Source organism: Xanthomonas sp. CFBP 8445, from assembly GCF_025666235.1.
GTDB classification, from domain to species: domain Bacteria; phylum Pseudomonadota; class Gammaproteobacteria; order Xanthomonadales; family Xanthomonadaceae; genus Xanthomonas_A; species Xanthomonas_A indica.
The window spans coordinates 554,550-577,515 of sequence record NZ_CP102594.1 but is presented as its reverse complement, the minus strand read 5'-3'; the positions used below and the strand labels follow the sequence as shown (position 1 = coordinate 577,515).

At 69.0% G+C, this 22,966-nt stretch carries 20 protein-coding genes; 7 read left to right on the top strand and 13 right to left on the bottom strand.

Annotated elements, in window-relative coordinates; genetic code table 11:
* Positions 1 to 52: 52 nt before the first annotated feature.
* The gene (gene dnaG, locus NUG21_RS02600; RefSeq protein ID WP_263392191.1) at positions 53 to 1,795 is read left to right on the top strand and encodes a DNA primase; all 1,743 of its coding nucleotides are present in this window, start codon (positions 53 to 55) and stop codon (positions 1,793 to 1,795) included.
* 73 nt (positions 1,796 to 1,868) lie between these two features.
* Here the strand turns inward: dnaG and NUG21_RS02595 are convergent, their stop codons facing one another.
* A complete protein-coding gene (locus tag NUG21_RS02595) occupies positions 1,869 to 3,065 on the bottom strand; it encodes a lipase family protein (protein WP_263392190.1) in 1,197 nt (398 codons plus the stop codon).
* 239 nt (positions 3,066 to 3,304) lie between these two features.
* On the opposite strand from NUG21_RS02595, the gene NUG21_RS02590 reads away from it, so the two are divergent.
* A complete protein-coding gene (locus tag NUG21_RS02590; protein ID WP_263392189.1) occupies positions 3,305 to 4,294 on the top strand; it encodes a bile acid:sodium symporter family protein in 990 nt (329 codons plus the stop codon).
* Positions 4,295 to 4,478: 184 nt separating this feature from the next.
* Positions 4,479 to 6,065 (top strand): thioredoxin family protein, encoded by a 1,587-nt coding sequence (locus NUG21_RS02585; protein WP_263392188.1) that lies wholly within the window; start codon positions 4,479 to 4,481, stop codon positions 6,063 to 6,065.
* Between the two features lie 187 nt (positions 6,066 to 6,252).
* Here the strand turns inward: NUG21_RS02585 and NUG21_RS02580 are convergent, their stop codons facing one another.
* From NUG21_RS02580 to NUG21_RS02560, 5 genes are all read right to left on the bottom strand, one after another.
* Complete coding sequence (locus NUG21_RS02580; RefSeq protein ID WP_263392187.1) at positions 6,253 to 7,989, bottom strand: methyl-accepting chemotaxis protein; 1,737 nt, start codon at positions 7,987 to 7,989, stop codon at positions 6,253 to 6,255.
* 88 nt (positions 7,990 to 8,077) lie between these two features.
* Positions 8,078 to 8,971: a heme o synthase gene (cyoE, locus tag NUG21_RS02575; RefSeq protein ID WP_160945716.1), complete on the bottom strand. Its 894-nt coding sequence runs from the start codon at positions 8,969 to 8,971 to the stop codon at positions 8,078 to 8,080.
* Positions 8,968 to 10,131, bottom strand: a complete 1,164-nt coding sequence (locus tag NUG21_RS02570) for a COX15/CtaA family protein (RefSeq protein ID WP_017914359.1) — start codon at positions 10,129 to 10,131, stop codon at positions 8,968 to 8,970. The genes cyoE and NUG21_RS02570 overlap by 4 nt, the downstream gene beginning before the upstream one ends.
* Positions 10,132 to 10,141: 10 nt before the next feature.
* Complete coding sequence (locus NUG21_RS02565) at positions 10,142 to 10,717, bottom strand: redox-active disulfide-containing membrane protein (protein ID WP_160945717.1); 576 nt, start codon at positions 10,715 to 10,717, stop codon at positions 10,142 to 10,144.
* A gap of 27 nt (positions 10,718 to 10,744) precedes the next feature.
* Positions 10,745 to 11,503: an SURF1 family protein gene (locus NUG21_RS02560; RefSeq protein ID WP_263392186.1), complete on the bottom strand. Its 759-nt coding sequence runs from the start codon at positions 11,501 to 11,503 to the stop codon at positions 10,745 to 10,747.
* A 30-nt stretch (positions 11,504 to 11,533) separates the two neighbouring features.
* Between NUG21_RS02560 and NUG21_RS02555 the strand changes: the two genes are divergently transcribed.
* Positions 11,534 to 11,752 carry a twin transmembrane helix small protein gene (locus NUG21_RS02555; protein ID WP_160968816.1) on the top strand — a complete coding sequence of 73 codons (219 nt, stop codon included), beginning with the start codon at positions 11,534 to 11,536 and terminating at the stop codon, positions 11,750 to 11,752.
* A gap of 230 nt (positions 11,753 to 11,982) precedes the next feature.
* On the opposite strand, the gene NUG21_RS02550 is transcribed toward NUG21_RS02555, so the two are convergent.
* From NUG21_RS02550 to NUG21_RS02525, 6 genes are read right to left on the bottom strand one after another with little or no spacing between them, the layout of a single operon-like run.
* A complete protein-coding gene (locus NUG21_RS02550) occupies positions 11,983 to 12,864 on the bottom strand; it encodes a cytochrome c oxidase subunit 3 (RefSeq protein ID WP_160945719.1) in 882 nt (293 codons plus the stop codon).
* A gap of 19 nt (positions 12,865 to 12,883) precedes the next feature.
* On the bottom strand, positions 12,884 to 13,474 hold the full coding sequence (locus NUG21_RS02545; protein WP_160945720.1) for a cytochrome c oxidase assembly protein: 591 nt from the start codon (positions 13,472 to 13,474) through the stop codon (positions 12,884 to 12,886).
* Positions 13,471 to 13,602: a hypothetical protein gene (locus NUG21_RS02540; RefSeq protein ID WP_255421423.1), complete on the bottom strand. Its 132-nt coding sequence runs from the start codon at positions 13,600 to 13,602 to the stop codon at positions 13,471 to 13,473. The genes NUG21_RS02545 and NUG21_RS02540 overlap by 4 nt, the downstream gene beginning before the upstream one ends.
* Positions 13,602 to 15,212 carry a cytochrome c oxidase subunit I gene (gene ctaD, locus NUG21_RS02535; RefSeq protein WP_153753398.1) on the bottom strand — a complete coding sequence of 537 codons (1,611 nt, stop codon included), beginning with the start codon at positions 15,210 to 15,212 and terminating at the stop codon, positions 13,602 to 13,604. Before ctaD ends, NUG21_RS02540 begins: the two co-directional genes overlap by 1 nt.
* A gap of 31 nt (positions 15,213 to 15,243) precedes the next feature.
* The gene (gene coxB / locus NUG21_RS02530) at positions 15,244 to 16,236 is read right to left on the bottom strand and encodes a cytochrome c oxidase subunit II (RefSeq protein WP_263392185.1); all 993 of its coding nucleotides are present in this window, start codon (positions 16,234 to 16,236) and stop codon (positions 15,244 to 15,246) included.
* Between the two features lie 20 nt (positions 16,237 to 16,256).
* Positions 16,257 to 16,733 carry a DUF2244 domain-containing protein gene (locus tag NUG21_RS02525; RefSeq protein WP_019796200.1) on the bottom strand — a complete coding sequence of 159 codons (477 nt, stop codon included), beginning with the start codon at positions 16,731 to 16,733 and terminating at the stop codon, positions 16,257 to 16,259.
* Between the two features lie 262 nt (positions 16,734 to 16,995).
* Here NUG21_RS02525 and putA point away from each other — a divergent pair, with 262 nt between their 5' ends.
* Positions 16,996 to 20,187, top strand: a complete 3,192-nt coding sequence (putA, locus tag NUG21_RS02520; protein ID WP_263393018.1) for a bifunctional proline dehydrogenase/L-glutamate gamma-semialdehyde dehydrogenase PutA — start codon at positions 16,996 to 16,998, stop codon at positions 20,185 to 20,187.
* Between the two features lie 140 nt (positions 20,188 to 20,327).
* Here putA and NUG21_RS02515 read toward each other — a convergent pair whose 3' ends face one another.
* A complete protein-coding gene (locus tag NUG21_RS02515; RefSeq protein ID WP_019797063.1) occupies positions 20,328 to 21,668 on the bottom strand; it encodes an outer membrane protein transport protein in 1,341 nt (446 codons plus the stop codon).
* A gap of 246 nt (positions 21,669 to 21,914) precedes the next feature.
* On the opposite strand from NUG21_RS02515, the gene NUG21_RS02510 reads away from it, so the two are divergent.
* On the top strand, positions 21,915 to 22,607 hold the full coding sequence (locus NUG21_RS02510) for a rhomboid family intramembrane serine protease (RefSeq protein WP_010340917.1): 693 nt from the start codon (positions 21,915 to 21,917) through the stop codon (positions 22,605 to 22,607).
* A 37-nt stretch (positions 22,608 to 22,644) separates the two neighbouring features.
* On the top strand, positions 22,645 to 22,965 hold the full coding sequence (locus NUG21_RS02505; protein ID WP_263392184.1) for a DUF1820 family protein: 321 nt from the start codon (positions 22,645 to 22,647) through the stop codon (positions 22,963 to 22,965).
* The last annotated feature ends 1 nt before the right edge of the window (position 22,966 follow it).

The following is a 22,966-nucleotide window of genomic DNA, read 5'->3' as shown; positions in this document are numbered from 1 at the left end:
TCACAGGCAGCGCGCCCAGCGTGACGGCGCACGCGCGTGGCATCCTATGCGGATGGCCCGCATCCCCGACGCATTCATCGACGACCTGCTCGCCCGCACCGACATCGTCGAGGTGGTCGGCACGCGCGTGCCGCTGAAGCGCCAGGGCAAGGAATACGCGGCGCGCTGCCCGTTCCACGACGAGCGCTCGGCCTCGTTCACGGTGTCCCCGACCAAGCAGTTCTACCACTGCTTCGGCTGCGGCGCGCACGGCACCGCGATCAGCTTCCTGATGAACTACGACCGCCTCGAATTCCTCGACGCGGTCGACGAACTGGCCAAGCGCGCCGGCATGGAAGTGCCGCGCGACGCCCAGCAGCGCGGCGCCGCCCAGGCCGCCGGCGACGACCACCGCGACCTGTACTCGGCGCTGGAAGCAGCGGCCAAGTTCTTCCAGCGCCAGTTCGACGGCAGCGACAGGGCGCGTGCCTACCTGGACGGCCGCGGCGTGGATGCGGAGAACCGCGCACGCTTCCAGATCGGCTATGCCCCGGACGGCTACAGCGCGCTCAAGGACGCGCTGGGCACCGACGAGCGCCGGCTCAAGCTGCTGGACCGCGCCGGGCTGTTCTCCAAGAACGACCGCGGCCACGTCTACGACAAGTTCCGCGACCGGGTGATGTTCCCGATCTTCGACCGCCGCGGCCGGGTCATCGCCTTCGGCGGCCGCGTGCTCGACAAGGACGACGGCCCCAAGTACCTGAACTCGCCCGAGACCGCGCTGTTCCACAAGGGCCGCGAACTGTACGGCCTGTGGCAGGTGCGCCAGGCCAACCAGAAGATCGAGCGGCTGATCGTGGTCGAGGGCTACATGGACGTGGTCTCGCTGTTCCAGTTCGGCGTCACCCAGGCGGTGGCGACGCTGGGCACCGCGACCACGCCGGACCACGCCGAACTGCTGTTCCGCAACGCGCCGGACGTGTTCTTCTGCTTCGACGGGGACGCCGCCGGGCGCCGCGCGGGCTGGAAGGCGCTGGAATCGGTGCTGCCGCGGATGAAGGACGGCCGCCAGGCGTTCTTCCTGTTCCTGCCCGATGGCGAGGATCCGGACACCATCGTGCGCAAGGAAGGCGCCGCGGCCTTCGATGCGCGGCTGGTCCAGGCCACGCCGCTGTCGCAGTTCTTCTTCGACGAACTCTCGCGCGAGATCAACCTCGGCACGCTCGACGGCAAGGCACGCCTGGCCGAACGCGCACGGCCGATGCTGGCGCAGATTCCCGACGGCGCCTTCGGCGACCTGATGCGCCAGCGCCTGGCCGAACTCACCGGCATCGGCGCCGCCGCACCGGCGGCCACTGCAGCAGCAGCGAGCCGGCCGCCGCCGCGCGCGCCGCGCCCGGCGCACAAGCGCAGCCTGGTGCGCGAGGCGATCGTGCGCCTGCTGCAGTCGCCGTCGCTGGCGCTGGACCTGCCGCCGCCCTACCCGTTCGCCGGCCTGCGCCTGCCGGGCATCGAACTGATGATCGAGTTGCTGCAGATCGTGCATGCGCGCCCGGAAATCACCACCGGCGCCCTGCTCGAACACTTCCACGAACGCGAGGAACTGGCCGCGCTGCAGAAGCTGGCGGTGCAGGAGATCGCCGGCGAGACCGCCAGCTGGCGCCAGGAGCTGCACGACGTGGTCGTGCAGCTGGAAAAGCAGACGCTGCAGCAGCGCCTGGACGAACTGCAGGCCAAGCAGCGCGCGCAAGGCCTGGACGACACCGACAAGTACGAGCTGCGGGAGCTGTTGAAGGCGCGCGCGGCGCTGCACTGAGTCCGCACAGGGTTCACTGAAAAGGCGGCGATCCGCATGACAGACCGCCACCTCCAACCACGCCTCGTCCGGGCTATGCCGACGTTTGCGCCGGTGCCAACGCCGCCGTCGCGTCTGCCTCCAGCCTCTTCCACTCCACACCCTTCGCTTGGATGCGCGCGACCAGCGCATCGAGCAGCGCATCTGCCTCCAGCGGCTGCGTCTGCGCCGTGGCACCGGGCGGAAACACCGGCTGCAGCCAGTTCGCGATCAGCGCCTCGTAGGCCTTCGTATGCTGGAACGCCACCTGCTGCAGGAAGGTCTTCAGGTCGGTCGGAGGACTACCGCTGGGCGTTCCCGCCAACGGCTGATTGGCAATCTGCGTGTAGGAGACGCCCGATGCCCAGGCCTGCACGATGGCCGCATTCACCGCCAGATCGACATCCGAGATGGGCGTGTTGCCGTAGAGCGTCTTGATCTGCCGAAGCATGGCAATGACCCACGCATGCGGTACCGCGTCCAGGGTATTCCACATATCGCGGTTCCAGGCCTGGTAACCGTTGGCAGGCGTGGCCGGCAACAGCTGCGTGCAGAGGCTGGAGAACGCCGCGTTGCCCGGCGTTGCGCCTGCAGTGGGATAGCAGTACACCGCGTTGTATCCGTCGAGCTTGCCTGCCTGCTTGAGCCACGCCGCAGTGGTCGGCGACAACGCGCCACCGAGGCTATGGCCGGCGAAGATCACCGTGGCATCGTTGCTCGCATTGCTCTGCAGGAAGCTGCACAAGGTGGTGCTTGGCGCCTTCGCAGTACCCGGACTCACCATGTTGAGCAGATGCCATACGCCCAATGCGGTACCCATCGAGATCACCGCGGCATCCTGCGGGATCGGCTTGGATGCCCTGGTCGGCATGGCACTGGCCAAGGGGTCGTAGGTGGAGAAGTCGACCACCGACGCAACGTCGAAATCCTCGACCAACCAGTCGTAGGAGGACTTCGGGTTGGTGGCGCAGATCGCCACCACATAGACAGCGGTGGAGAAGCCAGGCATGTCCGTGCACTTGGCGACGAACATCGCGTTGTCCGAAAGATGGGAGTGTTGCCCCTGCCACACCTGCGGCCCCCAGACCAATTCCCAGGCCCCGATCGTCTGCTGCGCGGCCGTCGACTTCAGGGTATCCAACAACATGCGCTGGTAATCGGATTGCAGCGCAGGGGCAGTACCGGTGCGCGTCCCTACCCAATTGGCCAAGCTCGAAAGCGCAAACACGGTCTGATATTGATCGTATTGCATATGCGTGCTCCTGATCCCTGGAGAAGCGGGAGGCGATGGCGCACGCGCGGCGCGGCATCGTGCCCGACGCGCTCCCCCAATCGGACGGGCCGAGGCAATCTAGCAAGCCGCCGCGACACGCATTCGATCGAAACCGCCAGCACCGCAAGATGTCTGCGAGTTGTCTACGCCGTGCGTCCGGATTCGCGCGCGGGCGCCATGCTTCCTAAAATGCACACTCCTCGCCGCTCGCCCCCCCAATGATCAAGTCCTGGCTCGCGCGCCTGCGCATCGAACCGTTCACCCTGGCGCTGCTGTGCACGGTGCTGCTCGCCTCGCTGCTGCCGGTGCAGGGACGCGCGGCGTCGGTGATGGACGTGGTCACCGACCTGGCGATCGCCGCGCTGTTCTTCCTGCACGGCGCGCGGCTGTCGCGCGAGGCCATCGTCGCCGGCGCGCTGCACTGGCGCCTGCACCTGACCATCTTCGCCGCCACCTTCATCCTGTTCCCGTTGCTGGGCCTGCTGTTCAAGCCGCTGTCGCACTGGCTGCTGACCCCGGACCTGTACATCGGCGTGCTGTTCCTGTGCGCGCTGCCGTCCACGGTGCAGTCGTCGATCGCCTTCACCTCGATGGCCGGCGGCAACGTGCCGGCGGCGGTGTGCAGCGCCTCGCTGTCGAGCCTGCTCGGGGTGTTCCTGACGCCGCTGCTGATGGGCCTGCTGGCCGGCGCGCAGAGCGCCATGGCCAACCCGCTGGAGGCGATGGGCAAGATCATGCTGCAACTGCTGGTGCCGTTCGTCGCCGGCCACCTGCTGCAGCGCTGGATCGGCGGCTGGGTCGAGCGCCGCCGTGCGGTGCTGCGCTACACCGACCAGAGCACCATCCTGCTGGTGGTGTACACCGCGTTCAGCGCCGCGGTGGTCGAAGGCCTGTGGCGCAAGACGCCGCTGCCGGCACTGCTCGGCGTCGCCCTGGTCGGCGCCCTGCTGCTGGCGCTGGCGATGACGCTGATCACCTTCGGCGCGCGGCGCCTGGGCTTTTCGCGTGAGGACGAGATCCCGATCGTGTTCTGCGGCTCCAAGAAGAGCCTGGCCACCGGCGTGCCGATGGCCAAGGTGCTGTTCGCCAGCGGCAGCCTCGGCGCGATCGTGTTGCCGGTGATGATCTACCACCAGATCCAGTTGATCGTCTGCGCGGTGATCGCGCAACGCTACGCGCGTGCGGCCAAGGCGGAAGCGAGGCCCTAGCGAGCGGCAGACAGCAGTCGGCCGCCCATCGCGCCGGTGCGACCGCGGGCGAGCCGCCCTCCGCGGCACCGGTGATCGCGGCATATGCAGATGCACAGCCGGCATGTGCAAGCGCGGCAGGGGCTGCGTACAGTAGATGGCCGGCACGGCCGGCGCCGTGCGCCCCTCCCCACCCGGTGCCCCCATGAGCCGCATGTTGCGCCGTTCCGCGACGATCTCCACCAGCCTGGCCACGCTGCTGGCGCTGGGCGCCTGCCAGCAACCGCCGGCACCTGCCGCGCCCAAGGCCGCCACCCCGGCACCTGCCGCCGACAGCGCCGGCATCGCCTGGCGCGAGGGCGACGTCGACGATGCCTTCGCCGAAGCGCGCGAACACGACAAACCGGTGCTGCTGTACTGGGGCGCAGCCTGGTGCCCACCCTGCAACCGGCTCAAGGCCACGCTGTTCAAGGACCCGGCGTTCATCGCCCGCACCCGCGCCTTCGTCGCGGTGCACCTGGACGGCGATTCGGAAGGCGCCCAGGCCTGGGGCGAACGCTTCGGCATCAAGGGCTATCCGACCATCATCGTGCTGCGCCCGGACCGCACCGAGATCACCCGCCTGGCCGGCGACAGCGACACGCAGCGTCTGGCCGAGGCGCTACGCGTCGCCGCGACCCGCACCACCACCTCGGCGCAGTTGCTGCAGCAAGCGCTGAAGGCGCCGGCCACGCTCGGCGCCGACGACTGGACCCTGCTCGGCGAATACGGCTGGGCCGTGGATGCAGCGCAATTGGTCAAGCCGGGTGAGGCGGCCGACGTGCTCACGCGGCTGGCCGCCGCCGCGCCGCAGCCGGCATTGCAGCGCCGTTTCGCGCTGCAGGCGTTGGCGGCGCAGGATCCGGCCAAGGCTGCCACCGTGGACGCCAGGCACCGCGCCGCCGACCGCGCGCTGCTGCAGGCGGTGCTGGCCGATCCGGCCGAGGTGCGCGCCAATCGCAGCACGCTGACCTATGCGGCGCGCGAACTGGTGCAGGCCGCGGCCAGCGACGCCGCCGAACGCAGCGCACTGTCGAGCGCGCTGACCCATGCACTGGACCAGGTCTATGCCGACGGCAGCCTGCCGATCAGCGATCGCCTGGACACCGCGGCTGCGGACATCGCCCTGGCGCGCCTGGCGCAAGGCCAGCCGGCCGAGGCCGGCGACGGGCCGCAGCCGCCGCTGCCGCCCGCGGTGGTCGCCAAGGTGCAGCAGCGCGTGCAATGGGCCGAGCAGGCCGCCAAGACCGACGACGAACGCCAGTCCACGATCAGCACCGCCGCCGGCGTACTCGACGCGGCCGGCGACAGCGCCGGCGCCGAACAACTGCTGCTGGCCGAGCTTCAGCGCAGCAAGACCCCGTACTACTACATGCCGGAACTGGCCAGCCTGGCCGAGGCGCGCGGCGACAAGCAGACGGCGCTGTTCTGGCTGAAGAAGGCCTACGAGAGCGCGCAAGGCCCCGCCACCCGCGTGCAGTGGGGCGTGCTCTACGTCGACGGCCTGGTCCGGCTGCAGCCGGACAATGCGGCCGCGATCGAGGCAGCCGCCGGACAAGTGATTGGGGAATTGGCCGGCCAGCCCGACGGCTATCACCAGCGCACCCGGCAGCGCTTCGACACCCTGGCCAAGACCCTGCAGACCTGGAGCAAGGGTCATGACGGCCGCGCGGTGCTGGCGCGGCTGCAGCAGAAGATGCAGCAAAGCTGCGGCAGCCAGCAGAGCGACGGCTGCCAGCATTGGCTGGGATGAGGGCACGCGGCGCGTAACGCGCGATGACCTGTGCAACGCGCCGGCGGCCGCCGCTGGTCCTCTGCACGGCCGCCATTCGCTGGAGATCCTGTGCGCCGCGGCGCGATTGCCCACGCCGCACGATGGACTGTAGGCAGGCCTCGCGCAGCGGCGCACCATGGCGCGCCGTGCGCTCGACCGTTTCCGATCAGGCCGCCACGCGGACCGGCGCCGCTGCCTGACCGGCGCCCTGGCTGCCGGGGCGGCGGCCGCTGCCGGTATGCGCATTCAGGCCCTGCGCCTGCCCTTCCAGCGCGCGCGCGGCCTCGGCCATCTTTTCGACCAGCGCCGCGTTCTGCTGCGTGGCGGTGTCCATCTGCACCACGATCTGGTTGACCTGGCCGATGCCGGCGCTCTGCTCGCGGCTGGCGCCGGCGATGTCGGTCATGATGCGCTGCACCTCGCGCACCGAGCCGAGCAGTTCTTCCATGGTGGCGCCGGCGCGCGCGACCAGCGCCGAGCCGCGATCGACCTGCTCGCTGGACCCGGCGATCAGGCCGCGCACTTCCTTGGCCGCGTCGGCGCAACGCTGGGCCAGGCTGCGCACTTCGGTGGCGACCACGGCGAAGCCGCGGCCCTGCTCGCCGGCGCGCGCCGCTTCCACCGCCGCGTTCAGGGCGAGGATGTTGGTCTGGAACGCGATGCCGTCGATCACGCTGATGATGTCGGCGATCTTGCGCGAGGCGCTCTCGATGCCGGCCATGGTCTGGACCACGTCGCGCACCACCTCGCCGCCGCGCTGGGCGACGTCGCTGGCGCCGTCCACCAGGCGGTTGGCATGGCCGACGTGCTCGACGTTGCGCTGCACGGTGCCGGTGATCTCTTCCATCGAGCTGGCCGCCTCTTCCAGCGCCGCGGCCTGCTGCTCGGTGCGGCGGGCCAGATCGCTGTTGTCGTCGACCATTTCCGCGGCGGCGGTCTGCAGGGTGTGCGCGGCCTCGCCGAGCTGGCGCGCGGCATGGATGTCCAGCAGGGCGCCGACCGCACGCAGCGGGGTGCCGTCGGCGGCGCGCTTGGTCAGGCCGCGCGCGCGGAACCAGCGGTACTCGCCATTCTTCAGCTGCAAGCGGTATTCGATGTCGAAGCCGGTGCGGCCGGTACGGTCGTTGAGGTGCGCGGCGAATGCGTTGAGCGCGAACTGCGCGTCCTCCGGGTGCAGACGCGAGGACCAGCTGTCGAGCACGTTGGGGAACTCGGCCTCGGAGGCGAACCCCAGCAGCGAGCGGAACTGCGGCGACCACCAGAACTCGTTGGACGGATTGATCGGGTCGCCGGCAATCACGCTCATGTCCCACAGGCCGTCGTTGAGCATGTCCTGGCCCAGCTCGAAGCGCGTCAGCACGATGTCCAGGAAGGCCTCGCGCTCGCGCCGCTCGGTGATGTCGGTGAGCGCGCCGGCCACGTGCAAGGGCGTGCCCTGGGCATCGCGCTGGGTGGTGCCGATCGCGCGGAACCAGCGGTACTGGCCGTTCTTCAGCTGCAGGCGGTAGTCCACGTCGTACGGGGTCTGGCCGCTGCGGTCGCCCAGGTGCGCGGCGAACGCGTCCAGCGTGGCCTGCTTGTCGTCCGGATGCAGGCGCGAAGCCCAACTGTCCAGCACGTTGGGAAAGTCGAGCTCGGAGGAGAAGCCCAGCATCGCGCGGAACTGCGAGGACCACCAGAATTCATTGGCGGGGTTGATCGGATCGCCGGCGATCACGCTCATCTCCCACAGGCCGTCGGTGGTTGCCTTGGTGACCAGGTCGAAACGGACGCGCATCTCGTCCAGGTTGGCGAGGGCGCTGTCGGCCTGCGCACGCGCGCGGTCGCGCTCCGCCTCGGCCTCGCGCAGGCGCTCGGTCAGTGCCTGCAGCTTCGCCGCGTCTTGCTTGCTCTTGCCCCACATCGCTGTCTCCGCGGCTTTGCCGATTTTGGTCGTTCGCTCGGTAACGACCGCGACCGGCAAGACTTGAGCGGGTAGCTGAACGCGCCGTTCAGGCGATCCAGTGATCGACCAGCAGGAACGCGAACAGCGCCATCAGGTACACGATGGAATAGCCGAACATGCGCATCGAGAACATCTCGTCCGGCGGGTCGAGCATGCGCCAGGCGTACCAGAGGAACACCGCGTCCAGCACCAGGGTGCCGCCGAGGTAGAACACCCCGCTCATGCCCACCGCCACCGGCAGCAGCGTCACCACCACCAGCAGCACCGTGTACACCAGGATCTGCCGGCGGGTATGCGCCACGCCGTGGGTGACCGGCAGCATCGGGATCGAGGCCTTGGCGTAGTCGGCGCGGCGGAAGATCGCCAGCGCCCAGAAGTGCGGCGGCGTCCACACGAAGATGATCAGCACCAGCAGCGAGGCATAGGCCCAGTCCCACTGGCCCTGCATGCCGGTGATCGCGGCCCAGCCCAGCAGCGGCGGCGCCGCGCCGGCCAGGCCGCCAATGACGATGTTCTGCGGCGTGGTGCGCTTGAGGAACACCGTGTAGATCACCGCATAGCCGATCAGCGAGGCGAAGGTCAGCACCGCGGTGATCCAGTTGACCCACACCACCAGCACGGTCATCGACAGCGCGGTCAGCAGCGCCGCGAACACCAGTACCTGCCACGGCAGCACCTTGCCCACCACCAGCGGGCGCCAGGAGGTGCGCGCCATCTGCGCGTCGATGCGCGCGTCCAGCAGCTGGTTGATCGCCGCCGCCGCCGAGGCCGCCAGCCAGATGCCGAAGAAACCGAGCAGGCCGGTGCGCACCTGCGCCCAGGTCGGCAGCCCCGGGATCGCCAGGCACATGCCGACCAGGGCGGTGAACACGATCAACGCCACCACCTTGGGCTTGGTCAGGTCCCAGTAGTCGCGCCAGTGGACGCCGCGCGCGCTCATTGCGGTGCCCGCAATCGCGCCAGCAACGACACCAGCACGAACAACAGCGCCACCGCGCCGGCGTTGTGCAGCACCGCCACCGGCAAGGGCAGCGCCAGCTTGACGTTGAGGATGCCCAGGCACACCTGCGCGACCAGCAGCAGCGCCAGCGCCGCAGCCCAGCCGCGCATGCCCGGCGTGCGGCTCAGGCGCCAGCTCAGCCACAGCAGGTAGGCCGCCACCACCATCGCCATCATCCGGTGCGCCATCTGGATGGCGATGCGCGCCGCGCCATCGAGCACGCCGCCTTCGTAGTCCACGCCGATGCCGCGCCACAGGGTGAAGCCCTCGCGGAAATCGTGCGGCGGCCACCACTGGCTGACGCAGCGCGGGAAGTTGTCGGCCGACCAGCTGCCGCCGCCGCAGGCCAGCGCCGCGTAGTTGGCGCTGACCCAGCCGCCCAGCGCGATCTGCAGCACCAGCACCGCCACGCCCAGGCGCAGCAGCCATTTCAGGCGCGGCGCATCGGCCAGGGTGATTGGCAGGTGGGTGGCGCGCCAGGCCATCCACACCAGCAGCGAGAACATCAGCAGGCCGCCCAGCAGGTGCCCCATCACCACGATCGGCTTGAGCAGCAGGGTCACCGTCCACATGCCCAGCAAGGCCTGGAAGATCACCACCGACAGGGTCAGCACCGCCGCGCGGGCCAGGTCGTCGTTGGACCAGCGCAGCGCCGCCAGCAGCAGGATCGCCTCGCCACCGACCGCCACCAGCATCGCCAGCCCCGGCCAGCCGGACATGTACAGCGGGATCGACAGCGCCACCAGCGCCGCCGCCGTGACGATCTGGGCGATGCCGAGCCGGCGCCGCCGCGCCGCCAGCAGCGACAGCACCAGCACCTCCACGCCCAGCGCACCGGCCAGGAAGCGGTGGATCTGCTCGCGCCAGGCCTTGTGCGTCTCCAGCGGCCGGATCTTGCTGGCGGCGTGGGTGTCCGCCTCGGCGCTGGTCTGCGGCCAGGTGATGCGGCCGTAGCAGGTCGGCCAGTCCGGACAGCTCATGCCCGCGTCGGACAGGCGCACGAACGAACCGAACATGATGGTGCTGGCGGTGAACAGCGCCGCCAGCCAGGCCATGCGGTGGAAATGCCGGAACAGCGCCGGGCGCGCGAACAAGGTCATAGGAAGCGGCTCACAGGAGTTTCAGCAGTTTCGCCAGGTCCGCGCGCAGCCCGGCCGGGTCGAACCCGGGGGCATAGCGCAGCACCACGAAACCGTTCGGATCGATGACGTAGACCGGCACTCCGGCCGCATCGCGCACCCGCGGCAGCGCCGCCAGCAGCGCCGGGTCCGCGCGCAGCGCCTGCACCTGCGGCAGGGCCTGGGCGGCGGCCGGCGGCGTGCCGATCCACAGGATCTGGACGTGGTCGGCGTCGTGGCCGAACAGCTGCCAGACCTTGTCCAGGTCGCGCGCCAGCGCATCGCAGGCGCTGCCGCAGTCCGCCGGCGGCGCCAGCGCGATGCGCCACAGGCGCCGCTGTGGTTCCCAGGCATAGCTGCGGCCGTCGGCCAGCCGTGGCTGCAGCGCGCGCAGGTCGGCCGGCGGCTGCAGCAGCTCGCCATGGTTGCGGCTGGCAGCCGGCTGCCAGCCGGAGAAGCGCAACGCGCCGGCGACCAGCATCGAGCCGAAGAACAGGACGAACAACACGATCAGCGGCCAGCGGCCGCGTGCGGCCGCCGGGCGCGGGGCCGGGGTGGGAGCATTCATGCCGGGGATTTTCTCATGCGCGCGCGCTCAGCGCCCGCCCCGTCCCCTGCGCGCGCGCCAGCTGAGCAGCGCCGCGGTGACCAGCACCGCCAGCGCCAGGCCGAACCATTGCACCGCGTAACCCAAGTGGCGCTCGGGCGGCAGCGTGTTCGGCAGCAGGTCCAGGTCGCGCGGATAGCCCAGCGGCAGGGCCGGATCCAGGCGCAGCACCTGCAACAAAATGTCGCGGCGGCCGAGCGCCTCGCCGATCGCCGCCGGCTCGATGCGCATCGCCAACCAGCGCTGCGGCGAGGGCGCCGCCACCAGCGCCGGACCCAGCGCCAGCCCATGCGACGGCGCCGGCCCGAGCAGGCCGACCAGCGTGTAGCGGCCCTGCAGCGGCGCCGGCTCCGGCAGCGCGCGGTCGGCCGGCAGCGGCAACCAGCCCAGCTCCACCAGCAACGGCGCCGCGACGCCGTCGGCCAGGAACGGCTGGTACACCTTGACCCCGCTGCGACCCTGCCGCAGTTGGTTGTCGAGCAGGATCTGCCCGGGCAGGAAGCGGCCCGCGCCATGCACCCAGCGCAAGTGGCCGGGCGGGCTCGCACGCAGCGCATCGGCCAGCGTCTGCGGGCGATCGCGCACATGCGCCGCCTGCGCCAGCAGCGCCTGTTTCTCGTGCATGCGCTGCAACTGCCAGCGACCAAGCAGGCAGAAGGCCAGCGCCACCGCCAGCGCGACGCTCCAGCCCAGCCACAACGGCATGCGCCGGCGCGCGCCCACGCGCGAGGCAGCGGCGAGGGTCATAATGCGGACACACCATGCGCCGAGACGCCCATGAACGACTCGCTGAAGACCTTGCTGATCGTCGCGTTCCTGCTGCTCATCCTGTGGAACCTGGGCGCCGGCCTGTATTACCTGTTGGTGGACCGCGGCCAGAGCAAGCGCACGGTGAACGCATTGACCTGGCGCATCGGCCTATCGGTGTGCCTGATCCTGCTGGTGATCCTGGGCATCTATACCGGCACGATCAAGCCCCATGGACTCGGGCGGTAGGCATTGCTGCCGGGATTCGGGATTCGGGATTCGGATGAGCATGCCGTGCGCGTATGACCGTGCACGCAAGCGATCCGCAAAGTGCGCTGTTCCTCGTAGGAGCAGATTCAGCCGCGACCCGTTACCGGTAATGCGTCGCGGCTGAAGCCGCTCCTACAGCACCGCCACCGAGGACGCGGGCACGCGCGGGATCCAACGAATCCCCAATCCCAACTCCCCAATCCCCGCCCTCAAAGCACATAGACGAACAGGAACAGCGCCAGCCACACCACGTCGACGAAGTGCCAGTACCACGCCGCCGCTTCGAAGGCGAAGTGGTTGTCGCGGCTGAAGTGCCCGCGCGTGATCCGCAGCAGCATCACCAGCAGCATGATCGTGCCCAGCAGCACGTGCGCGCCGTGGAAGCCGGTGAGCATGAAGAAGGTGGAGCCGTAGATGCCCGAGCCCAGGGTCAGGTTGAGCTCCTTGTAGGCATGCATGTACTCCTCGGCCTGGAAGTACAGGAAGGTGCAGCCGAGCACCACGGTCAGCGCCTGGAACACCATCAGCCGGGTGCGGTGGCCGGCCTTGAGCGCGTGGTGGGCGATGGTCAGGGTCACGCCGGAGCTGAGCAGGATCAGTGTATTGATCAGCGGCAGGCCCCACGCCGGAATCGTCTGGAACTGGCCGCCGATGCCGCCCGGGCCGTTGGTCGGCCAGGCAGCGGAGTAGCCGTCCCACAGCAACGCGTTGGTCATTACCCCGTCGCCCTCGCCGCCCAGCCACGGCAGGATGAAGGTGCGGGTGTAGAACAGCGCACCGAAGAAGGCGCCGAAGAACATCACCTCGGAGAAGATGAACCACACCATCCCCATGCGGAACGACACGTCGACCTGGCGGTTGTAGTGCCCGGCGATCGATTCGCGGATCACGTCGCCGAACCACATGAACAGCGTCGCCACCAGCATCGCGATGCCGGTGAAGAAGGTCCACTTGCCCCAGGACGCGTCGTTGAGCCAACTGGCCACGCCGATCATGGTCACGAACATCGCGATCGAGCCGATGAACGGCCAGCGGCTCTGGCTGGGCACGTAATAGGCGTTGGCGGTGGCGTCGGTGCTGGGCTGGGCCATGGCAGGCATTCCGGTCGGGTCAGGGAGCCGCGCGCGCGGAACCGGCCAGTTTCGGCGATCCCAGTTCCGCGCTCAGCGCATCGTTCTTGTAGAAGGTGTAGGACAGGGTGATGGTGGTGATGTCGCGCGGCAGATTCGGATCGACGATGAAACGCACCGGCATGTCGCGCTTCTCGCCGGCCTGCAGGGTCTGCGCGGTGAAGCAGAAGCACTCGGTCTTGGTGAAGTAGCCGGAGGCGCGCGCCGGCGCCACCGACGGCACCGCGCTGCCGACGATGGCGTGCGCGCCATCGTTGTGCGCGTAGTACAGCGCCTCGTTGAGCTCGCCCGGCACCACCTGCATGGTCAGCTGCTCCGGATGGAACGACCACGGCAGCTTGGAGTTCACGCCGCCATCGAACTGCACCGTGACCGTGCGCTTGCCCGCCAGTGGCTTGCCGGCCTGCGGACCTTCGCCCGGGCCGCGCTCCAGGCGCACGCCGAACACCTTCTCGCAGGCGATGCGGTACAGCGGCACCAGCGAGAAGGTCAGCAGGAACACCGCCAGCGCCACGCCGACCAGCTTGAACAGCCCGGCGCTGCTGTGCACCTGCGGCGCCGGCGCGTTCATCGGCCCAGCACCCCGGTGAGGATGAAGCCGACATAGATCGCCAGCGCCACCGCGCCGACCACCAGCGCGGTGCGCGCCGCACGCTTGCGGCGCAGGACCAGGTCGTCGAGCGGCGGTTGCGCGGTCATCAGTGGCTGATGTCGTCGTGGGCCAGGTCGCCGGGCTTGAGCACCGGCGGCAGGGTGAAGGTATGCGCCGGCGCCGGCGACGGCACCGTCCACTCCAGGCCGCGCGCGCCTTCCCACGAGCGCGCTTCGGCGCGCGCGCCGTTGCGCAGCGACGCCAGCAGGATGCCGGCCATCAGGAACGGGGTGACGAACATGCCGAACGCACCGATCGAGCTGACCAGGTTCCAGTCGGCGAACACCACGTTGTAGTCGGGGATGCGCCGCGGCATGCCGGCCAGGCCGAGGAAGTGCTGCGGGAAGAACAGCAGGTTGACGAACAGCATCGTCCACCAGAAATGGAACTTGGCCCAGGCCTCGTTGTACATGCGCCCGGTCCACTTCGGCCACCAGTAATACACCGCCGCGATCAGCGCGAACACCGCGCCGGTGACCAGCACGTAGTGGAAGTGCGCGACCACGAAATAGGTGTCGTGGTACTGGAAGTCGGCCGGCACGATCGCCAGCATCAGCCCGGAGAAACCGCCGATGGTGAACAGGATGACGAAGGCGATGGCCCACAGCATCGGCGACTCGAAGGTCATCGAGCCCTGCCACATGGTGCTGACCCAGTTGAACACCTTCACCCCGGTGGGGATGGAGATGAGCATGGTGGCGAACATGAAGTAGATCTCGCCGCCCAGCGGCATGCCCACGGTGAACATGTGGTGGGCCCAGACGATGAAGCTCAGGAACGCGATCGCCGCGATCGCGTAGACCATCGCCTGGTAGCCGAACAGCGGCTTGCGGCTGAAGGTCGGGATGATTTCGCTGATCACGCCGAACGCCGGCAGGATCATGATGTAGACCTCGGGGTGCCCGAAGAACCAGAAGATGTGCTGGTACATCACCGGGTCGCCACCGCCGGCGGCGTTGAAGAACGAAGTGCCGAAGAACTTGTCGGTGAGCAGCATGGTCACCGCGCCGGCCAGCACCGGCATCACCGCGATCAGCAGGAACGCGGTGATCAGCCAGGCCCAGCAGAAGATCGGCATCTTCAGCAGGTCGATGCCCGGCGCGCGCATGTTGAGCACGGTGGCGATGATGTTGATCGCGCCCATGATCGAACTGATGCCGGCGACGTGGATGGCGAACACCGAGAACGCGACGTTATAGCCGCCCTGCAGCATCAGCGGCGGATACATGGTCCAGCCACCGGCCGGCGCGCCACCGGGCAGGAACAGGGTCAGCAGCAGCAGGGTGAAGGCCACCGGCAGCAGCCAGAACGACCAGTTGTTCATGCGCGGCAGCGCCATGTCCGGCGCGCCGATCTGCAGCGGGATCATCCAGTTGGCCAGGCCGACGAAGGCCGGCATCACCCCGCCGAAGATCATCACCAGCGCGTGCACGGTGGTCATCTGGTTGAAGAACTCGGGCTTGACGAACTGCAGGCCCGGCTGCGCCAGTTCGGCGCGGATCACCACGCTCATCGCCGCACCGATGACGAACATGGTGAAGCTGAAAAGCAGGTACAGCGTGCCGATGTCCTTGTGGTTGGTGGAGAAGAACCAACGCTCGACGAAGCTCTGCTGATGCCCGTGCTCGTCGTGGTGATCGACTGCCGAATGGGCCATGGCGGCTACCTCAGGAAAGGAATGCTGGAGATCAGGCGGCTTGCACGATCGGGTGCGAGTCGGAACGGGGACGCGACAGCCGCGCCTGCGGCGGCACCGCCGGCGCCTGGGCATCGGCGGGCGCGGCAGCGGGTGCGGCCGTGGCCGGCGCGGCCGCCGGAGCCGCCGTCGTCGTGGCCGGCGCAGACGCGGCGGCGGGCGCCGGCTTGCGCGATGCCAGCCACTTCTGGAAGTCCTGCTTGCTCACCGCCTCGACCACGATCGGCATGAAGCCATGGTCCTTGCCGCACAGTTCGGCGCACTGGCCGCGGTACACGCCGGGGGTGTCGATGCTGGTCCAGGCCTCGTTGATGATCCCGGGGATGGCGTCCTGCTTCCACCCAAGTGCCGGCACCCACCAGGCGTGGATGACGTCGTCGGCGGTGATGACGAAACGCACCTTGGTGTTCACCGGCAGCACCAGCCGGTTGTCCACGTCCAGCAGGTAGTGCGGATCGTGCTCGACGGTGGGCACCGCACCGCTCTGCCGCAGCCGGTCGGAACTGCGCGCCAGGCGGCTGGTGAACGCCACGTTCTCGCCCAGGTATTCGTAGCGCCACATCCACTGGTAGCCGGTGACCTTCACCGTCATCTCGGCATCGCGGGTGTCGTACATCGCGATCAGCTTGGCCGTGGCGGGCCACGCCATCACGATCAGGATCAGCACCGGGATCACCGTCCACACGATCTCGGCCTTGGTGTTGTGGCTGAACTGCGCCGGCACCGCGCCCTTGGACTTGCGGAACTTGAAGATCGCATAGGCCATCGCGCCGAACACCAGCACGCCGATGACCACGCAGACCCACAACGCGACCATGTGCGCGTCGTAGGCGTTGCGCGCGCTCTGGGTGACGCCCCTGCCCATGTTGAGCTGCCACGGCTTGGGATCGGCCGACTGCGCCCACGCCAGCGGTGCGGCCATCGCCGCCGCCAACGCCATCCCGCCCCTGACCGCCTGTTGCACCCACCCGCCGCGTTGCTTCATTGCCTAGACCCCTTGGAGCGTCATCGGTTGCGGCCGGTCACGGCCGCGAGCAAGCCTTCCAGGGTCTGCGCCAGTTGCCGGCGTTCGTCGGGGCCGAGGAACTCGCCGACCCGGACCTGCTTGCCGCTGGATGCCAGCACCACCCTGTCGTCGCCTTCGATCCGCAACCGCACCCAATGCGGATGGGCGCGGAACGCCGGCGTTCCTGCATTCGGACGGGTCACTTCCACGCAGGCCGGACCCACCCGGATATCCTCTTCGCGCTCGCCGCCGCGCCACGACCAATGCAGCGCGAGCGCCACCACGATGCTGTGCAACAGAGCGAACGCAGGCGCGAACACGTTGCCGGCGAGCCACCCCAGCCCAGCCACGGCCCACATCGCCCCGGCCAGTGCGACGAACAACAGAACGAATTGCCGGGCATTCAACGCCCGCGGCGGTCGCAGCCGCAGCTGCGTACCCGACCCCTCCGGAGAAAACGGAAACATTTCGATCATGTCGAACCGCGCTTCCGAACCGCTCGCGCCCGAGCCGCGAGCACGCCTGGATGGTAGCCCCGGGCCTGCGCGGCGGCAAGCGCGCGTTCACCACAAAAAATGCTGCAGCGCAACCAGATTCGCGTTAAGCCTGGACGCTGCCGCCGGCGTCGCGACGATGCCGGCGACGCCCTGCGCGTGCAAGCGCTGACATAAAATGGTGGGCTCTGTCCCTGGCCTTTCCCGCATGAACGCTCTGCCTGGCGCCGGCTCTGTTCCGGCGATGCCGTCCGCGTCTCCTTCGCCCTTGCTGTCCCCCGAACTCCCACCCGCGCCGCAGGCCCTGCGCGCGGCGATCACCGCTGCCTGGCTCAAGGACGAAGCCGAACACGTGCGCGAACTGCTCGAGCAGGCGCGTCTGCCCGCGGCCGATCAGGCCAAGGTGCAGGCGCTGGCCGCCGACCTGGTCACCCGGGTGCGCGCCCGCGCCCAGGACCAGGGCGCGATCGAAGCCTTCATGCGCCAGTACGACCTCGGCAGCGAGGAAGGCGTGCTGCTGATGTGCGTGGCCGAAGCGCTGCTGCGCATCCCCGACCAGGACACCGCCGACAAGCTGATCCGCGACAAGCTCGGCGATGCGGACTGGAAGAAGCACATGGGCGAGAGCGACTCGATCCTCGTCAATGCCTCGACCTGGGGCCTCATGCTCACCGGCAAGCTGGTGCAGATCAACGATCTCACCCGCGCCGACGTGTCCGGCGCGTTCAAGCGCCTGATCGGCCGCGTCGGCGAGCCGGTGATCCGCCTGGCGGTGCGCCAGGCGATGAAGATCATGGGCCACCAGTTCGTGATGGGCCGGACCATCGGCGAGGCGCTGACCCGCTCGAAGAAGGGCGACAACGCCCACTACCGCTATTCGTTCGACATGCTCGGCGAAGGCGCGCTGACCATGAAGGACGCGCAGCGCTACCTCGATGCCTACCGCCAGGCGATCCACGCCATCGGCAAGCATTTCGCCGCGCAGCGCCAGCAGGGCGGCAAGGACGCGGTGTTCGCTGCGCCCAGCATCTCGATCAAGCTCTCGGCGCTGTACCCGCGCTACGAGCACGCCAAGCGCGCGCGGGTGATGGCCGAACTGGTGCCGGGCGTGCTGGAACTGGCGCAGCTGGCCAAGTCCTACGGCATCGGCTACACGGTCGATGCCGAAGAAGCCGACCGCCTGGAACTGTCGCTGGACATCATCGAGGCCACCTTCTCCGATCCCTCGCTGGACGGCTGGGAGGGCTACGGTCTGGCGGTGCAGGCGTACCAGAAGCGCACCCCGTACACGATCGATTTCCTCGCCGACCTGGCGCGCCGCGTCGGCCGCCGCATCCCGGTGCGCCTGGTCAAGGGCGCGTACTGGGACGCGGAGATCAAGCGCGCGCAGGTCGAGGGTCACCCGGGCTATCCGGTGTTCACCCGCAAGCAGAACACCGACGTGTCCTACCTGGCCTGCGCCAAGCGCCTGTTCGCGCACAGCGACGCGCTGTATCCGATGTTCGCCACCCACAACGCGCAGACCATCGCCGCGGTGCGCGCCATCGCCGGCGGCCGCGACTACGAGCACCAGAAGCTGCACGGCATGGGCGACGACCTCTACGCCGAGGTGATCCCCGCCGACCGCCTCGGCGTGCCCTGCCGCGTGTACGCGCCGGTGGGCTCGCACGAGGACCTGCTGCCGTACCTGGTGCGGCGCCTGCTGGAGAACGGCGCCAACTCCAGCTTCGTCAACCGCATCACCGACGAAGACGTGGCCATCGAAGACCTGATCCGCGACCCGGTCGAGGCCGTGTCCGCATTCGCCTCCATCCCGCATCCGAAGATTCCGCTGCCGGTCGATCTGCTGCGCAGCCAGAACCACAACAGGAAGAACTCCATGGGCGCCAACCTCGCCAACGACAACGATCTGCGCGCGCTGGCCGACCAGCTCAACACCGCGCTCAAGCCCTGGCACGCCGCGCCGCTGGTGCCCGGCGCGGTGATCGCCGGCGATGCGCTGCCGGTCGCCAACCCGGCCGACCGCCGCCAGATCGTCGGCCACTGGAAGCCGGCCGATGCCGCCACCGTGGAGAAGGCACTGAGCAATGCCGCAGCCGCCTATCCGGCCTGGAACCGCACCCCGGCCGCCAGCCGCGCCACCATCCTCGAACACGCCGCCGACCTGCTGGAGGCGCGCATGCCCGAGTTCATGGCGCTGTGCGTCAAGGAAGCCGGCAAGACCCTGCCCGACGGCGTGGCCGAAGTGCGCGAGGCGGTGGACTTCCTGCGCTACTACGCCGGCCAAGCGCGCGCGCAGTTCGGCGCCCCCGAGCGCCTGCCCGGGCCGACCGGCGAATCCAACGAGCTGCAGCTGCACGGCCGCGGCGTGTTCGTGTGCATCAGCCCGTGGAACTTCCCGCTGGCCATCTTCCTCGGCCAGGTCGCCGCGGCGCTGGCCGCCGGCAACAGCGTCATCGCCAAGCCGGCCGAGCAGACCAACCTGGTCGGCCATGCCGCGGTGAAGCTGCTGCACGAAGCCGGCGTGCCGGAGGCGGTGGTACAGTTCCTGCCCGGCGACGGCGCCACCGTCGGCGCCGCACTGACCCGCGACGCGCGCGTGGCCGGCGTCGCCTTCACCGGCTCCACCGAGACCGCCCGCGCGATCAACCGCGCGCTGGCCGCGCGCGATGCCGCCATCGGCGTGCTGATCGCCGAGACCGGCGGCCAGAACGCCTTCATCGCCGATTCCTCGTCGCTGCCCGAGGCGGTGGTCAAGGACGCGATCTCCAGCGCCTTCATCTCCGCCGGCCAGCGCTGCTCGGCCGCGCGCGTGCTGTTCGTGCAGGACGACATCGCCGACAAGGTGATGACCATGCTGGCCGGCGCCATGGCCGAACTGAAGGTCGGCGATCCCGGCCTGCTGTCCACCGACGTCGGCCCGGTGATCGATACCGACGCGCTGCAGATCCTCACCGATCATGCCGCACGCATGGACCGCGAGGCGCGCGCCATCGCCGTCGCCGCGACCGACGCCGCCACCGCGCACGGCAGCTTCTTCGCCCCGCGCGCCTACGAGCTGCAGTCGCTGGCGCAGTTGCAGCGCGAGATCTTCGGCCCGGTACTGCACGTGATCCGCTGGAAGGCCGACCAGCTCGATGCGGTGATCGACCAGATCAACGCCACCGGCTACGGCCTGACCCTGGGCGTGCATTCGCGCATCGACGAGACCATCGAGCGCATCGCCTCGCGCGTGGCGGTGGGCAACGTCTACGTCAACCGCAACCAGATCGGCGCGGTGGTCGGCGTGCAGCCGTTCGGCGGCCAGGGCCTGTCCGGCACCGGCCCCAAGGCCGGCGGCCCGCACTACCTGCTGCGCTTCGCCACCGAAAAGGTGGTGACGGTCAACACCACCGCCGCCGGCGGCAACGCCTCGCTGCTGACCCTGGGCGACTGACCGGCCTATCTCGGCGCAGCGTTTCCCCCGGAACCTGCGCCGACCGCCCTGCCTGCCGCGGCGCGCACCGCACGCGCGGACAGGCACAAAAAAAGCCCCGCCGAAGCGGGGCTTTTTCGTGAGCCGTGAAGCGCCTGCGATCAGAACTTGTAGTTGACCGAAGCCGCCAGCACGTTGCCGCTCACGTCGTAGTCGCCGACCAGGGTGTTGCCGGTGGCGCTGGTGGTGGCGATGCTCGGATCGCTGGTGAACAGGTGGGTGTAGCCGAAGCTGTACTCGGACTGCTCGGACGGCTTCCAGGTCAGACCCAGCGAGACCCACTTGCGGCTCGCATCCGGCACGCGCACGTCGCGGTGACGGTCGGTGGTCGGGGTCTGGTCGTAGGCTAGGCCGCCACGCAGGGTCAGCGTGTCGCTCATGCGGTAGTCGGCGCCCAGCGACACGAAGGTGGTGTCGCGGTACGAGAAGTCCAGCACGCTGTCGGGCTGGTTGGAGGCGAAGTCGACGGTGACCTTGTCGAACTTGCTCCAGGCGGTGCGGGTGACGTCGGCCATCACCGTCCACTGCTCGTTGATGTTGTGGGTGAAGCTGGCGGTGGCGCTGGCCGGCAGCTTGACCGTGGCGCGGCCCTTGGTGTCGACGAAGGTGCCCGGCGCGGCGACGGCCAGCACGGTGGCGGCATTGCCCGGCACGGTGAAGTCGGCGTCGCCGCCGGTGATCTTGTGCTCGACCTGCGACCGGTAGCTGAAGCCGATGTGGGTGTTCTCGTCGATGCTGAACAGGCCGCCCAGGGTGAAGCCGACCTCGGTGTTGTCGCCCTTGATGCGCGAGAAGCCGTCAGCGCTGCCCGGCGCGAAGCCCGGCACACGGCGCGAGGCCAGGATGGTGCCGAAGTCGATGGCGTTGGTCAGATCGATGTCCAGGCGCTCGGCGAACACCGACGCGCCGAACGACACGTACGGGTTGACGTCGTAGGAGAAGGCGAAGTTCAGGTCGATCGCCTGCAGTTCGGTCTTCACGCCGTTGTAGCGGCCGACCCAGTCGCGGTCGTATTCGGTCTTGAAGCCGAACGGCACGGTCAGCGAGGTGCCGAAGTGCATGTTGTTGTTTTCGCCGAACGGCATGTGGAAGTACACGGCCGGGACCGGCGCGATCATGCCGGCGTCGCCACCGCGGCCGCCCGAGATCGGCGCGCCGGTGGCATAGGTGCCGCCGTCGCCCTGGTACTTGGCCGAGAACTGGATGGCGCTGACGTCGGCCTGGAACACCTTGCCGTCGAGCTGGCGCATGCCGGCCGGGTTGTTGGCAATGATGGACGCGTCGCCGGGGGCGCTGCCGGAGCCGGCAAAGGCGCGGCCCAGGCCCTTGGCGCTGTTCTCCTTGAGCTGGAACGCGGCGCCGTGCGCCTGGCCCATGGCCAGCGCGCCGACGATGCCGACGGCCAGAGCGGTGAAACGGACGAACTGGGTTGCGTTTTGCATGGCTAGTTTTTCTCCGGAAGACGAATTGTCTGTGTTCGCGTCTGCGCAGGCCGGGGCCGAAAAGACCCGGGAATGCGCGCCGGAGTCCCCTCCCGACATACGACGCCGTATGCGAGTATACGCCTCCGCGTTAACTCAACAATAACGACATGATACGTTCAGGTTCGTGTGGAGTCGGCGTGCGTTCAGCCGGATGAAGCCGTTATCGTGGCGTCCCTGGCGGTCTTCGGCTCCCCCTTCCCTCGCATGTTCGTTTCCATCCCCTCCCGCGAGCGCACCACGTTGCGCTGGGCCACCCCGCTGCTGTTCGCGGCAATGTGGCTGGCCTTCCTGTGGTCGATCAGCCGCCCCGACGAGGCGCGCGCGACCCTGTGGCTGGACTGGGGCGCGCTCTCGGCCGGGGTCGGCAGCCCGCGCGACTGGCTGGCGACGGTGCAGGACGGCAGCGTGCTGCGCCTGTTCACCGCCCTGTTCCTGCACGCCGACTGGTCGCACCTGCTCGGCAACCTGGTGTTCCTGCTCATCTTCGGCCTGCCCGCCGAGCGCGTGCTGGGGCCATGGCGGTTCCTGCTGCTGTTCCTCGGCGGCGGGGCGATCTCCAACCTGGCCGCGGTGTTCGCGATCGGCACCCCGGACCGGGTGATCATCGGCGCCAGCGGCGCGGTCTCGGCGCTGATCGGCACCTACCTGGCGCTGTTCCCGCGGGCCAAGCTCGGCGTGGTGCTGCCGCTGGGGCTGTTCCTGGAGTTCGTGCGCGCCCCGGCCTCGCTGCTGATCGGCACCTGGGCGGCGCTGCAGGTGGTGTTCGCCTACATCGGCCCGGCGTTCGGCATGGTGGCGTGGTCGGCGCACCTGGCCGGCTTCGCCTTCGGCATGGTCTACGGGCTGTACGTGCGCGCGGCGATCGCGCGGCGGCTGCGCAAGCGCAAGGGGTTCTGAGCCGCGTGCGGGGATGGCCGCGCCTTATACTGCGGGCATGTTCAAGCACCTGTACAAAGTGACCTTCCTCAACCACGGCAAGGTCTACGAGCTGTACTGCCAGCACGTCGGCAGCAGCCACCTGTGGGGCTTCACCGAGATCGGCACCCTGGTGTTCGACGTGCACGACGGGCTGGTGATCGATCCCACCGAGGAACGCCTGCGCGAGGAGTTCGGCGCCACCAAGACGCTGCACCTGCCGATGCAGAGCATCGTGCGCATCGAGGAAGTGGAGAAGAAGGGCCAATCGACGATCCGCGACGCGGCCACCGGCGAGAAGGTGGTCACGCCGTTCCCGATGCCCGGCAAGCCGCGCTGAG